The sequence below is a fragment of the Streptomyces sp. NPDC024687 genome, assembly GCF_055559055.1.
The window spans coordinates 111,017-124,565 of the sequence record NZ_JBVHLJ010000011.1 but is presented as its reverse complement, the minus strand read 5'-3'; the positions used below and the strand labels follow the sequence as shown (position 1 = coordinate 124,565).

General features: G+C 69.1%; 13 protein-coding genes and 1 pseudogene. 9 read left to right on the top strand and 5 right to left on the bottom strand.

All coding sequences use genetic code 11. The annotated features are described in order from the left end of the window. Positions 1-578 precede the first annotated feature (578 nt). Together ACZ39I_RS34490 and ACZ39I_RS34485 are read right to left on the bottom strand one after the other, a co-directional pair. Positions 579-1,697 (bottom strand): fatty acid desaturase family protein, encoded by a 1,119-nt coding sequence (locus ACZ39I_RS34490; protein WP_467248849.1) that lies wholly within the window; start codon positions 1,695-1,697, stop codon positions 579-581. A gap of 7 nt (positions 1,698-1,704) precedes the next feature. After that, positions 1,705-2,760, bottom strand: a complete 1,056-nt coding sequence (locus tag ACZ39I_RS34485) for a ferredoxin reductase (RefSeq protein WP_467248848.1) — start codon at positions 2,758-2,760, stop codon at positions 1,705-1,707. Between the two features lie 87 nt (positions 2,761-2,847). Between ACZ39I_RS34485 and ACZ39I_RS34480 the strand changes: the two genes are divergently transcribed. Both ACZ39I_RS34480 and ACZ39I_RS34475 read left to right on the top strand, forming a co-directional pair. Next, positions 2,848-3,987 (top strand): PucR family transcriptional regulator, encoded by a 1,140-nt coding sequence (locus tag ACZ39I_RS34480; RefSeq protein WP_467248847.1) that lies wholly within the window; start codon positions 2,848-2,850, stop codon positions 3,985-3,987. A gap of 143 nt (positions 3,988-4,130) precedes the next feature. Further along, positions 4,131-4,469 carry a thioredoxin family protein gene (locus ACZ39I_RS34475; RefSeq protein WP_467248846.1) on the top strand — a complete coding sequence of 113 codons (339 nt, stop codon included), beginning with the start codon at positions 4,131-4,133 and terminating at the stop codon, positions 4,467-4,469. 46 nt (positions 4,470-4,515) lie between these two features. On the opposite strand, the gene ACZ39I_RS34470 is transcribed toward ACZ39I_RS34475, so the two are convergent. Further along, a complete protein-coding gene (locus tag ACZ39I_RS34470; RefSeq protein WP_467248845.1) occupies positions 4,516-5,277 on the bottom strand; it encodes a hypothetical protein in 762 nt (253 codons plus the stop codon). A 298-nt stretch (positions 5,278-5,575) separates the two neighbouring features. Between ACZ39I_RS34470 and ACZ39I_RS34465 the strand changes: the two genes are divergently transcribed. The 3 genes from ACZ39I_RS34465 to ACZ39I_RS34455 all read left to right on the top strand — a co-directional run bounded on the left by ACZ39I_RS34465 (position 5,576) and on the right by ACZ39I_RS34455 (position 7,807). Then, positions 5,576-5,983 (top strand): hypothetical protein, encoded by a 408-nt coding sequence (locus ACZ39I_RS34465; RefSeq protein WP_467248844.1) that lies wholly within the window; start codon positions 5,576-5,578, stop codon positions 5,981-5,983. 917 nt (positions 5,984-6,900) lie between these two features. Beyond that, the gene (locus ACZ39I_RS34460) at positions 6,901-7,332 is read left to right on the top strand and encodes an ATP-binding protein (RefSeq protein WP_467248843.1); all 432 of its coding nucleotides are present in this window, start codon (positions 6,901-6,903) and stop codon (positions 7,330-7,332) included. Positions 7,333-7,612: 280 nt separating this feature from the next. After that, a complete protein-coding gene (locus ACZ39I_RS34455) occupies positions 7,613-7,807 on the top strand; it encodes a hypothetical protein (RefSeq protein ID WP_467248842.1) in 195 nt (64 codons plus the stop codon). A 208-nt stretch (positions 7,808-8,015) separates the two neighbouring features. Here ACZ39I_RS34455 and ACZ39I_RS34450 read toward each other — a convergent pair whose 3' ends face one another. Next, complete coding sequence (locus ACZ39I_RS34450; protein WP_467248841.1) at positions 8,016-8,246, bottom strand: hypothetical protein; 231 nt, start codon at positions 8,244-8,246, stop codon at positions 8,016-8,018. Positions 8,247-8,635: 389 nt separating this feature from the next. On the opposite strand from ACZ39I_RS34450, the gene ACZ39I_RS34445 reads away from it, so the two are divergent. From ACZ39I_RS34445 to ACZ39I_RS34430, 4 genes and pseudogenes are all read left to right on the top strand, one after another. Then, positions 8,636-9,307: a class I SAM-dependent methyltransferase gene (locus ACZ39I_RS34445; protein WP_467248840.1), complete on the top strand. Its 672-nt coding sequence runs from the start codon at positions 8,636-8,638 to the stop codon at positions 9,305-9,307. 31 nt (positions 9,308-9,338) lie between these two features. Further along, positions 9,339-9,452 (top strand): annotated as a pseudogene (locus ACZ39I_RS34440) (IS5-like element IS4811 family transposase); the annotation flags it as partial. A 138-nt stretch (positions 9,453-9,590) separates the two neighbouring features. Then, the gene (locus tag ACZ39I_RS34435) at positions 9,591-10,232 is read left to right on the top strand and encodes a hypothetical protein (RefSeq protein WP_467248839.1); all 642 of its coding nucleotides are present in this window, start codon (positions 9,591-9,593) and stop codon (positions 10,230-10,232) included. 2 nt (positions 10,233-10,234) lie between these two features. After that, positions 10,235-10,825 (top strand): hypothetical protein, encoded by a 591-nt coding sequence (locus tag ACZ39I_RS34430; RefSeq protein ID WP_467248838.1) that lies wholly within the window; start codon positions 10,235-10,237, stop codon positions 10,823-10,825. Between the two features lie 13 nt (positions 10,826-10,838). Here ACZ39I_RS34430 and ACZ39I_RS34425 read toward each other — a convergent pair whose 3' ends face one another. Then, a complete protein-coding gene (locus ACZ39I_RS34425) occupies positions 10,839-13,448 on the bottom strand; it encodes an alpha-L-arabinofuranosidase C-terminal domain-containing protein (RefSeq protein WP_467248837.1) in 2,610 nt (869 codons plus the stop codon). Positions 13,449-13,549: the final 101 nt, after the last annotated feature.

Here is a 13,549-nt window from a genome sequence, read left to right as displayed (position 1 = left end):
CGCGGCGAGGGGCGTACCGGCTCGCCAGGCCTGACGGGAACAGGCCGAGGGCGGGTTCAAATGAGGTGAGCGGCGTTTTCGGCGCCCGACTCCTCGCCGACATCTTCGAGCGCTCCGCGACTGCGGGCGCACAGGACCGTGACACATCCTTTCCCGTGGAGATGCAACGCGGTGGCCCGCCCGATACCGTGGCCGGCCCCAAGCACTCTGCATCCTCCTCGGCCCGCTCGATGCCGCCGCGGGCCTGACGGGTCTCGCGATGTGGACCGGGGCCACAGCACCCTTCTCCGCGTCGAGCTGCGCCGCAAGCCGGCTGATGGTGGCAGGCCGGTGACCCAGGGCGAAGAGCAACCGCTGACGCAAGGGGTGAGAGACGCCGCGAGTTGCTCAGGCGCACGATCTCCAGTGGGCCGCCCATGGCAGATCGGCGACGCCCTGCAACACCTCCCCGCAGCTGTGTTCAACCCCCTGGCGCAGCCGGACACTGGCTGCCCCGGATCCCTTGCCGTACGGTCTACGGATCTCAACGCCCGGCGGTTGCGCCAGTACGGCCGAGAGATCTGAACCGATACCGGGAATCAGGCCGCGACGAGCTCCCGTTCGCGGTCCGGCGTCGTGACCTTGGGCTTCTTGTTCGGCAGCGAGAGCCGGAAGACCTTGTGCCACGCGGAGAACACCTGCTTGGGCAGCGGGCCGGTGACGTAGTCGAGCTCGTACTTCTCGAACAGCGCGCGCACCTTCACCGCGACCTCGGCGTACCGGTTGCTCGGCAGGTCGGGGAACAGGTGGTGCTCGATCTGGTGCGACAGGTTGCCGGTCATGAAGTGCATGGCCTTGCTGCCGCTGATGTTCGCCGAGCCCATCATTTGGCGCAGGTACCACTGGCCGCGCGTCTCGCCCTTGATCGACCGGCGCTCGAAGACCTGCACGCCCTCGGGGAAGTGCCCGCACATGATCACCGAGTGGGACCAGATGTTGCGGACCAGGTTCGCCGTGAACGTGGCGGCGAGCGTGGGGAGGAACGACGGGCCCGACAGCAGCGGGTGGATCACGTAGTCCTTGAGCACCTGCTTGCGGATCTTGCGGCCCACGGCCCTGGCTCGCGCGCGGAACTCCGGGTTCTTGCGGCGGCGCTTGTCGAGGTTCTTGCCGAGCTCCAGGTCGTACGCCGCGATGCCGTACTCGAAGAAGCAGGCGTTGAGGAAGTTCCACAGCGGCTGGCCGAGGTAAATCGGGTGCCACTTCTGGTCCTCGTCGACGCGCATGATGCCGTAGCCGAGGTCGTTGTCCTTGCCGATCACGTTGGTGTACGTGTGGTGGAGCTCGTTGTGCGAGTGCTTCCACTGCTCGGCCGGCGAGACGTGATCCCAGTCCCAGGTGGTGGAGTGGATCTTCGGGTCCCGCATCCAGTCCCACTGGCCGTGCAGGATGTTGTGGCCGATCTCCATGTTGTCCATGATCTTCGCCACGGACAGCCCGGCGGTGCCGAGCAGCCACGCGGGCGGGAAGATCGAGAACAGCAGTACGCCCCTGCTGACCAGCTCGAGCTTGCGCTGCGCCGAGATGACCTTGCGGATGTAGGCGGCGTCTTTCTCGCCGCGGGCGGCGATCACCTCGTCGCGGATCGCGTCGAGTTCCCGGCCCAGCTCCTCGATCTGCTCTGCGGTCAGGTGGGCGGTGGGGTCGATGGCGGTCAAGGTGCTCCTACCGGTCGATGTCGCAAGGGCCCGCCGCGGCGGACACACAGGTCTGGATGAGGACGCCCGGCTCGGCCTCGGTGATCTCGCCGGTGCGCAGGTCTCGGACGGCGCCCGCCTTGAGCGGCGTGACGCAGCCGAAGCAGATGCCCATGCGGCACCCGGACGGCATGAGCACGCCGGCCTCCTCGCCGACGTCCAGCAACGGCGTGGCGCCGTCCGCGTCGACGGTCTTGCCGGTGGTGCTGAACGTGACCTCGCCGCCGTCGCCGGCGACGACGATGCTGGGGCGGAAGCGTTCGATGTGCAGGCGCTCCGGGACGCCGTGCTCGCTCCAGTGCTTCTCTGCGGCGTCGAGCAGGCCCGTGGGCCCGCAGGCCCAGGTCTCGCGCTCGGTCCAGTCGGGCACGAGTTCGGCGAGACGGGCGATGTCGAGCTGGCCGTCTGTGTCGCTGTGCACCTCGGTGAGCCGCAGCTTCTTGTCCGCGACGAGGTCGTGCAGTTCGTTGCGGAAGATCACGTCCTGCGGCTGCGGCGCGCAGTGGACCATGACGACGTCGTCGAACTCGGTGTCGCGCAGCATGCCCATCACGGGCGTGATGCCACTGCCCGCCGTCAGGTAGAGCACCTTGGCGGGCTTGGCCTGCGGCAGCACGAAGTCACCGGTCGCCTGGTCGAGCTGGATCAGCGTGCCGGGTTTCGCTCTACGGACCAGGTGGTTGCTGACCTTGCCGTCCGGGATCGCCTTCACGGTGATCGTGACGCGGCCGTCAGGGCGGTTCGTCGGTGAGGTGATGGAGTAGGCACGCCACAGGCGCACCCCGTCGACGTCGACTCCGATCCGTACGTACTGACCGGCCGTGTGGCCGCGCCAGCCCCGTCCCGGCCTGATCACGACAGTCGCGGCGTCATCGGTCTCGGGGTGCACGGCCTCGATGCGCCCACGCAGGTCAGCGCCCGCGCGCAGCGGGCTGACCAGGTCGAGGTAGTCCGACGGCAGTAGCGGCGTCGTGACCATCTCCAGCAGTTTCCAAGCCCTGCTGCGGAGGGCTGTACTCGTCATGACTCCAGCTTGCTGCGCCTCAGGGCGTAAAGTCCTGACCGTAGGACGTAAATCTGGCTGGTTGAATTGTTCGCAGGGAACAGAAACGTGAGCCATGCAATCCAGAGGGCCAGCGAACTGGCCCTGAATGAGACGACGGTCACCGCACTTCGGGCGGCGCTGAAGACCACAGCCGACGAAGTCGTCCAGGCGATCATCGACGAGGTCCCCCCCTACGCCAACGCCCTCTCGGGCAGCATGGGCGGCACCATCCGCCGGGCCGTCCGCACCGCCCTGGGCCACTACCTGGACCTCGCGAGCGGAAAGACCAAAGGCGTGGACGCCGGTGACGCAGCATACGAGCTGGGCCGCGGCGAGGTGCGGGACGGCCGTTCGATGGACGCCCTGCTCAGCGCCTACCGCGTCGGCGCCCGCGTGGCCTGGCGATGCCTGGCGGCGGGCGCCGTACCGGCAGGCCTGCCCGCCGCCGAGGTGGCCAAGTTCGCCGAGCTGACCTTCGCCTACATCGACGAACTCTCCGCCGCGAGCGCCGCGGGTCACGCCGACGAACTGGCCGCCCGCGGCAGGGACCAAGAACGCCACCTGGAACACCTGGCCCGCGACCTCCTCGCCGGCGCGAGCCCGGACGTGCTGCTGGCCTCCGCTCAACGGGCCGGGTGGCAGCCTCCGGTTTCGCTGACCGCGGTCCTGCTGCCCGCCGCCCAGGCCCGCCCTGCCTACCGCGCTCTCGACCCGAGCACCCTCGTCCTCGACGATCTGCCGGACGCCACCGGTGTGCTGCTCGTCCCCGATGCCGACCGATCACATCTCCTGCGGCAGCTGACCGACCGCACCGCCGTGGTCGGCCCGCCCCGGCCATGGACTCGCGCGTCCGCCTCGTACGCCCGAGCCGTACGCGCGCGCTTGCTCTCCTCCGACATTCGCGACACCGAGGACCACCTGCCCGAGCTGGTGCTCAGCGCCGACGGGGACGCGTTCGCAGACCTGCGCGCTCGAGCCCTCGCACCGTTGCGGGCCCTGCCCGACGCCACCGCACGGCGGCTGGAGGAGACGCTGCGGGCGTGGCTGCTGCACCAGGGCAGGCGGGACGAGGTGGCGGCGGCGTTGTTCATCCACCCCCAGACAGTCCGGTACCGGATGGCGCAGGTGCGGGAGCTGTTTCCGGATCTCGCATCGCCGCACCGCGTTCTTGAACTGACGCTGGCGGTCGGTCTTCGGGTCAGCTGACGCGTACGCCGACCGTCCACGACCGCGTCCGCGAGCGGCCCAGGGCCTCGGGGAGCTCGTGGGCCCGACACACCGCGCCAGGGATGGTGGGGATGCGGGGGATGATGGGGAGGCAATGACGGAACGTGAGGCCAGGAGCTTCCATGGCGATGCGGGTTCACCGACCCCGTGAGGACGCGGAGTTCGATTTCATCCTCGGGATGAGCGCAGTTCCGGTCCTCGCATACTTCACCGGGACTTGGCCCAAGGCAATCGAGCCCTGCCGGGTGATGGACCTCGTCGTGGGTGACATCGCCGACGACTACACGGGCCGCCTGACGGTCGTCCGCACCGACATCACACGTTGTCCGGCCGCAACCGAGCGATACGGGATCACCGGAGCCCCGTCCTACGTCCTGCTGAAGGAGGGAGAGGCAGTGGCGCACGGCACGGGGCCCATGACCGTCGCCGAGGTACGGAAGTTCCTGGACGGCCACCTCTGAGCGGCCGCCGCGGCACGCGGCCGCGACGCTGCACGGTGCTCGGGGATCAATAGCGGTGGCCGGGCCAGTGCGGGTCCTCCCAGCGGTCGGGGCCGGTGACCTCGAGCAGGCGTATCCGGTGAAGCAGTTCTTCGGACACGCCGATGGCACGCAGCCGCGTCGGAGCGTGGCGAACCAGCCAGACAGTCAGCTCGGCGCGCATCTCTTCCCCGTTCTCCCAAGCATTCCAGGGCAGTTGGTCACCGAGCAGGTCGTACTCCCACTGTGCTGCCGCGTCGGCCAGGTGCTGGTCGGCCGCGGGGCCGGTCACTGCTTCCCAGGTGCGGAGCCACGGGCTCAGGGCGCCGGATGCCTCGGCGCTCACTATGAGGACCTCGTGCGCGGGTACGGCGGGATCCGGATCGGTGAGCGTGTACACCCACCAGGCGTGCAGGAACTCCACGACTGCCGCGGCCTGTCCAGCAGGCCACTGCCGCCAGTGGCCGAGTGCGAACGAACGCCCGACCGTTTCCATGCCGAAGAGGGGCTCGATGAGCCCGTGGACCAGGGCCGTGGCGAACTGGGGCAGGATCCTGCGGAGGACGGATGCGTGGTCGCTCCAGTCGATGGCCTCCCATGTGCGTCGCAGGAGGTCGGGGTCCAGCTCCGTGTCCGCCACCTTGAGCTGGGCAAGATCTTCCGCGCTGCCCCAGTGGCAGTCGCAGTTGTGCTCGTCGGGGTGGGCGGTCATCCCCCGGAAGGTGGCTGCCAGGCCATCCAGTGCGGCGTCGAGGCGAAGTCGGGAGCGGGATGGATCGAGGTTCGTCATGGACGTTCGCCTTCGAGGACTCCGGGAGTTGACACCGCCCGAAGGTCACCAACTTACCGGTGCGGGCCCCAGCCCGCCATCAGGATGACGGTGTTGTTCGCTTCCGTACGCCGTTCCTCTACGCTCAAGGAGGTCATCAACTGCCCCATGACATCTGCCCGGTGACGGAGTCGGCGTGGGGTGGGCGTCCCCGCTCCACGCCACCAACTGGACGGCTTCAGACGCAGCCACGGGTCGGCACAGCAGGACGCCGACGACCCCGTTGGTGCGTCCCGCCGGGCGGCGAAAGGGATGCGCCATGCCTTTGGCTTCAGCGAACTATCGCACTCTGCTGCGCACTTCGGGTGCCGCGGCGTTCTTCCCTCCCTCCGTTGTCGGGCGTGTGGGCCTCGCCATGACGGGGATCGGCATTGTCTGGCTCGTGCACGCACGCACCGGGTCGTATGCCGCTGCGGGTCTCGTCACCGGCGGGTTCGCTGTCGCGGACGCCGTCGCCGGGCCGCCGTGGGGGATGCGGCGGGGCAGGGAGACGATGCCGCCCTCCCGTGTTGTTGTGCACGTGGAACGGCGGTGCCTCGCCCTTGCTGACGTCGAAGCGGCCGACGGTCAGCTGCCCACCGGTCGCCTCGGCGTCGAGCAGCACGCTGAAGACACTTCCGTCGATCCAAAGGCGGAGCATGAAGACTCGACCCAGACCACGCAGTAGGGACATGGCACGTCCCGCTCGACGCTGGGCCAAGGGGAAGTGACGAGCCACGCCGAGGACTAGGGCTGTGGCGTAGTGCTCGGGCGACGCCGAGTCGGTGCTGCATACATGCGAGCAGCGCTCTCCGTCCCGTGAGGTGCCCCGCACTCGGCCGACCGGTGGGGACGCTACCTCGCCGAGGCGGGCATACAGGAAGTCGCGGCTGTGGACGTCGGCGGCCTGCGACAGCACGTCTTCGGCCGGGACTGGCGACAACAATCAGTGGAGGAGTGGGTGCAACACTGGGCGCGCACCGCACTCGCGCCCCTGACGACATGGCCCGCAACCGCACCCGTGGGGGGCGCAGGCGACCAGCTGCCGCGCGCGGCGTTCGAGGAAGGCGTGCTGGAGGCGCTGCGTACCTGGCACACCCCCGGCGAATTCGCGACCAGCGCCCTGCTGCGTTCCCATCTCGTGGCGCCGGGCTCACCCGACCCCGGCCGCGGACCTGCGCGGCGCCATCACCACCGCACTCGACGCGATACAGATCGACCCGGCGGGCGTCAAAGCCCACGAGGCCCTCACCACCACCTACATCACGGCCCCCCGCACCCACAAGGCCGCCGCCCGACGACTCGGGGTGCCCTACGGCACCTACCGACGCCACCTCGCCCTGGCCAAGGAACGCCTGATCGAACAACTGCTGCGCCCGTCACCGGAGGGCTGAGTCCACCGCGGTTCCGCGGTTCCGCGGGGCGATGCCCTCGGTGAAAGCGCGTATGGCCAAACGCCGCTTCGCCACGTTCGGTGGCGGTGCGGTTGCGGGGCTGCCGGCGCAGTTCGGTGGCCTGCAGGTTCACTGCCATGCCTGTCGACACGAGGGCCGGGTACACGGTGCGTGACGCGATTTTCGTGGGCCAAGGAGAGGAAGTCGGCCAGTGGCGGTGAAGGCGATGGGGTGGGCGCACTCGTTCCCCATGTCCGAAGGAGTCCGCGTCGGCCGGGAGTGGACGCGCAGACGTCTTGAGTCGCTGCCTTGGACCGCTGCCGAACCGGACACGGTGGACTCCATCGTGCTGGCGGTGTCCGAGCTGATCACCAATGCGCACATCCACGCGCACAGTGACGCACACCTGGTCCTCACCTGGGACGGTGACTGTCTTCAGGTGAGCGTCCACGACGAGGACCCGTCGCTGCCGCGGCAGCGTGAACCGGAGCAGGGCGCGGTCTCCGGCCGCGGAGTGTCCATCGTGGGCAAGCTCGCCGACGAGTGGGGGACGAGGTGCCAACGGCACGGCAAGACAGTCACGGCATGCTTCCGCCCCGCCGACCCCGCTGCCGCCACCGGCCTTGAGGAGGGCCGCAGTTGATTTCTTGCGGACTTCCTCATCCCCGACGAGGACCCCACGTGAATGGTGACCGAGGCGCCGCTGCAGCCTGCGGGTCGTAGCGCGGGCCGGTCGGCGTGGTCACCGCCAGGTCCCTGAGGGCCTCCCGGTGGTGGGCGGAGCGGTTGAGGCTGCGTCAGTGGATGGCGTTACCGGTGCCGTGTCCGGAGGGGCGGGTGCTGTCACCAAGAGTGTGAAAGCGGCCCTCAAGGTTTCCGCAACGTCTGACTGGAAGGTCCGCATGAACTCGTACCGTGGTCGTATGGCGGTGGTCCTGGCAGGAGTCGCCGCGTTCTGTGTCGTGCTGTTCGTTTTCGTTCCCTGGGCTCAGGACAGCATGAACGGCGCCGTACGAACCGTTCTCGGCATCGTGCTCCTGGTGGCGCTCCTCGTCGCCCTCTTCTTCGGCTGGTCGTGGGCCAACGGGGCTCGCCGCGGTGGACCGCACACCGGGTGACGATCAGCCCCACAGGCGCAAGGAGAAGGGGATGAGTCCGAGGCCGAGCACATGCTCCGACTCGCAAGTGCCGCTATGGATCATGGTTGGCTTCAGTGCGGTGGTTGGTGTCGCACTGCTCGCCTCTGCGGACGGGGCGGCAAGCATGCAACATGCACTCCGTCTACGGCCCCCGGTCGGCACTCTCGCCGACCGGGGGCCGCACCGTTTACTGGTCCTGGTAAAACCTCTGGACGTGGCGGTGGGTGATCGGGCAGACGGCGATTCCGAGGAAGGCTTCGTGGATGTCGTCGCGTCGTTCCCAGCGGATGCGCAGGCGGCGGAAGCGGTGCAGCCAGGAGATCGTCCGCTCGACGGCCCGGCGGAAGGTCCCCGGGCCGGTGCCGTAGGGCCGGCCGCATGCCGCGCTGCCGCAGTGGAGTCGGTCGGCGAACAGCATGTCGGGCCGCCTCCGTGGCCGGCCGACGACTCCGGCCACGGCCGGGATCCGGTCGGCTGCACCGCGAGCGGGATGCCCTGGCAGTTGGTGATGATGTGGTGATTGCTGCCCAGGCTTGCGCGGTCGACCGGGCCGGGGCTGCTTTTGGGCCCCTGCGTGCGGCCCGGACATGCGAGGAGTCTCATCCCGCCAATGGTCCAGGACGCCTCACCTGTTCCAGACCGTGCGACACCGTCGGCAAGGCCCGCCGCCTGCGCCTCACTCTTCAAGGGGCCGCCGTTTGCCGGTCCGGCAACTTCGCGTGCGAATCGGCGCAGGTACGAGCACCATCGACAACGCGCCCGAGTGGGACGGCGTGGCACAGCATCACGAGCAGCGGGAGGCATCCGGTGTCAGGACACCACGAGCACGGCCGAAGCGGCGAGCCCGACGAGCAGGCGGCCGCCGAAATGTTCGAGCCGGCGGCTTGGGACGAGCGGTACGCAGGACAGGAGCGGTTCTGGAGTGGCGAGCCCAATCCGCAACTCGTCGTCACCGCCGGTGAGCTCACCCCTGGCACGGCGCTGGACGTCGGCTGCGGCGAGGGGGGTGACGTGGTCTGGCTGGCCGGACAGGGCTGGCGGGTGACCGGCGCCGACTTCTCGCCCCAGGGCCTGGCCCGTGCCGCCCGCCACGCCGAGCAGGCCGGCGTGGCCGATCGGGTCGACTGGTGGCAGGTGGACGCCAGGACCTTCGATTCCGGCGACCGCTCGTACGACCTCGTCACCACCCACTACCTGCACGCCCCGGACGGCGGCATGGTCGACGTGACCCGCCGCCTCGCCGCAGCCGTCGCCCCCGGCGGCTCGCTCCTGGTAGTGGGGCATGCGCCGTCGCCCGAGTTCACGCACCTGTCCGAGAGCCACCGCAAAGCGATGTTCCTGGCCGCGGAACTGCTTCCCGGCCTGCCGGACGACTTCGAGCCCGTCGTCGTGGAGCAGAGCCCCCGCACGCTCAAACGGGAGACCGGGCCGGTCGAGGCCGAGGACTCGGTCCTGCTGGCCCGCCGCGCGGAGCGCTGAGCACCCACTGCCCCGGAGCGCACGCTCGTGATCGTGGATCACGGGGGCCAGACGGCACTGCCAGGACCACGAACGGTTCCTCGAGATGAGTGAATCGTTGATCACCTGGGCCGCGATCACGCTGATGACCAGGCGCCTCCAGAGGCTTTGTCAGTGCCAGTAAGACCATCCGATGTACGACGAGCTCACTCCGTTCAGGTGAATCCATCTTCATCGGGAAACCGTGCGCGACCTCTGCGAGTCACTCCCCTTGCACGGCACGACATATGCCCCAGGGGGAACCATGAACCAGCAGCAGTACCCGCCGCAGCAGCCCGGATGGGGTGGCCCCCAACACCCCTTCGGACAGCCGCCGTTCGGGCCGCCGCCGAGGAAGAAGGCCGGCGCGGGGAAGGTCATCGGGCTGGGCTGTCTCGGCCTCGTCGGCCTCTTCGTCCTGATCGCTCTCATCGGTGCTGTCGCGGGCGGTGGCTCCAGCTCGAACGACTCCAAGAGCGCCGAGGACACCAAGGCCGGTCGCTCAACGTCCGGTCGCTCAACGTCCGGTGGTTCCACGTCGAAGGGCCACGAGCCGGCTGGTGCCTCCGACGGCAGTGACAAGAAGGCCGAAAAGAAGACCCGCAAGAAAGTCGTGATCTTCAAGGTGTGGGGCACCGCACCCGCAGGCGCCCTCGGGCCGCTCGACATCACCTACGGGTCCGACTCCGACAACCGCGACGGCACCTTCGAGAACGGCGAGTTCAAGGCCACCCTGCCTCTGGACGACGACACCCTGTACTACAACGTCACCGCGCAGCTCCAGGGATCCGGGGACATCCATTGCTCCGTCACGGTCGGCGGGAAGACGAAGAAGGCCCACGCGGCCGGCGACTACAACATCTGTATGGCCCAGCTCAGTTCGGGACTGCTGGGAGGGTGGCACTAACGATGGCCGACAGCACTCCTCAGCCGACCACCCCTCCTCAGCCGACCACCCCTCCGCTGCCGCCCACCTTTCCGCCGCCCGCGGTGCCGACTCCGCCGCGGGGGCACCGCACCAGCGCGATCGTCATCGGCTCGGCCGCCGCCGTGATCGCCGCGATCGTCACCACAGGCGTTGTCGTCGGGCAGCGCACGAACGACGACGGCAAGCCGGCCGGCGTCGCGGCGTCGAGCGTCCCGGACGCGGACGCCGTCAGCCCCGCTATGGAGCCGGACCCGGAGCCGACGTACGCCGAGGTCGACGCCGACAGCTTCTCGATCGACCTGCGCACCACCGCGCGGCACTGCTTCGGATCAGCGGGCTGCAACGTGACCGTGGAGCCCGAGCTCACCTATCTGGGCAGCAGTGGGGACCTCGACCCGGACGCCGTCTACGAGATCACCTACGAGATCCACGGCGACGAGTCCGGGCCGGTCATTGAGACCGCCGAGCTGACGGATCAGACCAGCCTCAGCTACAGACCGTCTCTGATCAGCACCGCTTCGGCGAACAGCACAGCGCTCTCCGTGGAGATCACTGACATCCAGCAGCGTTGAGGCGGTACAGGTATCAGGCCAAGGTGAGTTCCAGGACCGTGACCGAGAGCGGTGGCAGGGTCGTCGTGAACTTCGGTCCTGCTCCCGTCACTCCCGTGGTCTTGGGGACGAGTGTCGTCGGCTCGGTCAGGGTGTTCGTCGCCGTCGGTGAGGGTCCCGTCAGGACCGTGGCCGTGGCGTTCTTCTTGACTCCCTTCGCCAAGCCCTGGAGCTCCACCGGCACATCCACCTTCTCCGTCCTGTAGTTCACCACCGCGAGGTACAGCCGCTTCCCGGAGCGCGTGGCCACCGTCGCCAGGCCCGGTAGCGCGCGTGCCGTGGCCGGCAGGACCGTGTCTCCCAGGTTGCTCGTCAGCATCTGCTGGGCCCAGTAGCTGGGGGAGACGTAGCTGGTGAGGTTGTCGTAGGCGATGAGGTTGGTGGCCCAGACGTTGTTCTTCACGTGGGAGAACAAGGGTGCGTAGCACTCCATCAGGACCTGGTCGGAGTTGCGGATCAGGCCGGCCAGCCAGGACGCGTCACCCAACGCCGCGTTGAGGTCGGGGGTCGGGCGGCCCTCCTGCGCGGCCCACTCGCCTACGAACACCTTCGTCGAAGCGCGGTCCCTGTTGTCGTACTTGTGGGTGGCGGCCTGGGCTGCGGACGGGGCCAGGTAGTAGTGCTCGTCGATCAGGTCCGGGGTGCGGCTCGTCACCGTCGTCGTCGCGATCAGCTTCAGGTGCGGGTACTTCGCCTTGATCGCGTCGTGGAAGTCCGTGAAGCGGGAGTCGTACGAGCCCGATCCGTCGAACCAGTCCTCGTTGCCTATCTCCACGAACTCCAGGGGGAACGGCTTCGGGTGGCCGTCGGCCGCACGCCGAGCGCCCCACGTGCTGGTGACCGGACCCGTGACGTACTCGATCTCGTCCAGGGCGTCCTGGATGTGCGGCTTGAGCGCGTCGCCCGTGACGTGTTCGCCCTGCAGCGCGTAGCCGGCGAAAACGGCCAGGACCGGCTGGGCCTTCATGTCCTCGACCCAGTGCAGGTACTCCATGAGGCCCAGTCCGTCCGTGGACCAGTAACCCCACGCGTCGTCCATGTGGCCGGGGCGCTCCCAGACCGGGCCGATCGTGTTCTTCCAGTTGAAGCGGGTCGCGATCGTGTTGCCCTCGAGGAAGTTGCCGCCGGGGAAGCGCAGGAACTTCGGCTTCAGGGCGACCAGTTTCTCCATCAGGTCGACGCGCAGGCCGTTGGGGCGGTTGTTGTAGGTCGGCGGGAAGAGGGAGACGTGCTGCAGCCACAGCGTCTCGCCCGCGGCGGTCGGGTCGGCCGTGGTGACGGTCAGTCTTGCGTCGCCCGTCACCGGGGCGCCCGAACCCGTGCGCAGGGTCAGTTCGAAGGGGCGGTCGGGGAAGGCCGTACCGATGTGCGCGATCCTCGCGGAGGCGTACACCGTCGCTCCGTCGGCCGACTCGATGGACACCGTGAGGGGGCCGATCCGGCGTGATGCCTTGGCGAAGAGGCGGGCCGTGTAGGTGGTTCGGGGGCGGACCGGGATGCCCCAGAAGCCGTCGTTCGCCACACCGGCTCGGCTTCCGGCCCCTGTACCGCTCGGCAGTGCCACCTTGAGGGAGCGGTTCAGCGCCTCGTTCAACGGCGTGGCCGTGTCCAGCGTCAGCGTCGTGCCGCCCACCGCGGACCAGTGGACCGGTGATGTGTCGCTGGCCATCATCGAGCGGTTCTGCACCAGTTCGGCGTAGATGCCGCCCTCGCCGGAGTGGTTGATGTCCTCGAACATCAGGCCCGGGAGGATGGGGGAGACCGCGTGAGCGGGATGCGCCACGTCCACGCTGAGCAGCGGTGTCGTCGACTCCACCGGGACGCCGGCCAGCGTCGCCACCTGGTCCGAGGTGAGGGCGGACGGGAACAGTTGTACGTCGTCGATCAGGCCGTGCCACTGGTCGACCTGTCCGCCGCCGTACAGCGCGCGGCCGATAGCGGTCGCCCCTGTGCCGGCCCAGCCCGCGGTGTAGGCCGTCTCCCCTTCCAGTACGCCGTTGACGTACAGGCGGGTGACGCCGGCCGCGGCGTCGCTGACGCCGACCAGGTGGGTCCACGTGCCGGCGGTCGGGGCGGAGGCAGCGGCCGCGACGGCGGCTCCCTGGGTGGCGTCGGACGCGAGGCGGGCGAAGGCGAACGTGCCGGTGTCGTCACGCAGTCCGAGGTAGAACGCGCTGACCACCGTGCCGTCGATACTGACCGCGGTCTGGTAGCCGCCCAGCTGGGCGAGGTTGACCCAGGCGGCCACCGAGAAGGCCTTCGAGGTGTCGACGACCGGCCCGGACGCGGTGGCATTGCCGCCCGCCGTGAGGCTCAGGCTGTGGGCGCCGACCTTGCCGGTGTCCCAGCCTGCCGCGCCCTGGAGCGTGGCGGTGTGGGCGTTGCCGGACGCGTCGGCGGCGGTGGTGCCGGAGCCTTCGTCGAAGCTCCAGTGCGCGGCCGCGGCGGGGAGGGCGACGGGAGCGGCCACGGCTGCGGGAGCGGCGACAGCGGGAACGGACCCGGCGAAGGTCCCGGCCAGGGACGTGACACCGATGGCGGTCAGGACAGTCCTGCGGGACGGTCCGACGGCTTCTGAGGGCATGCGCAGTTCCTTCGTGTCAGAGGTGACCAGGTGAACCCGGATGAACCGATGAAGCGCGGGCCCGTCGGCGGGGAGGGGGCCGACGGGCCCGCGACGACCCG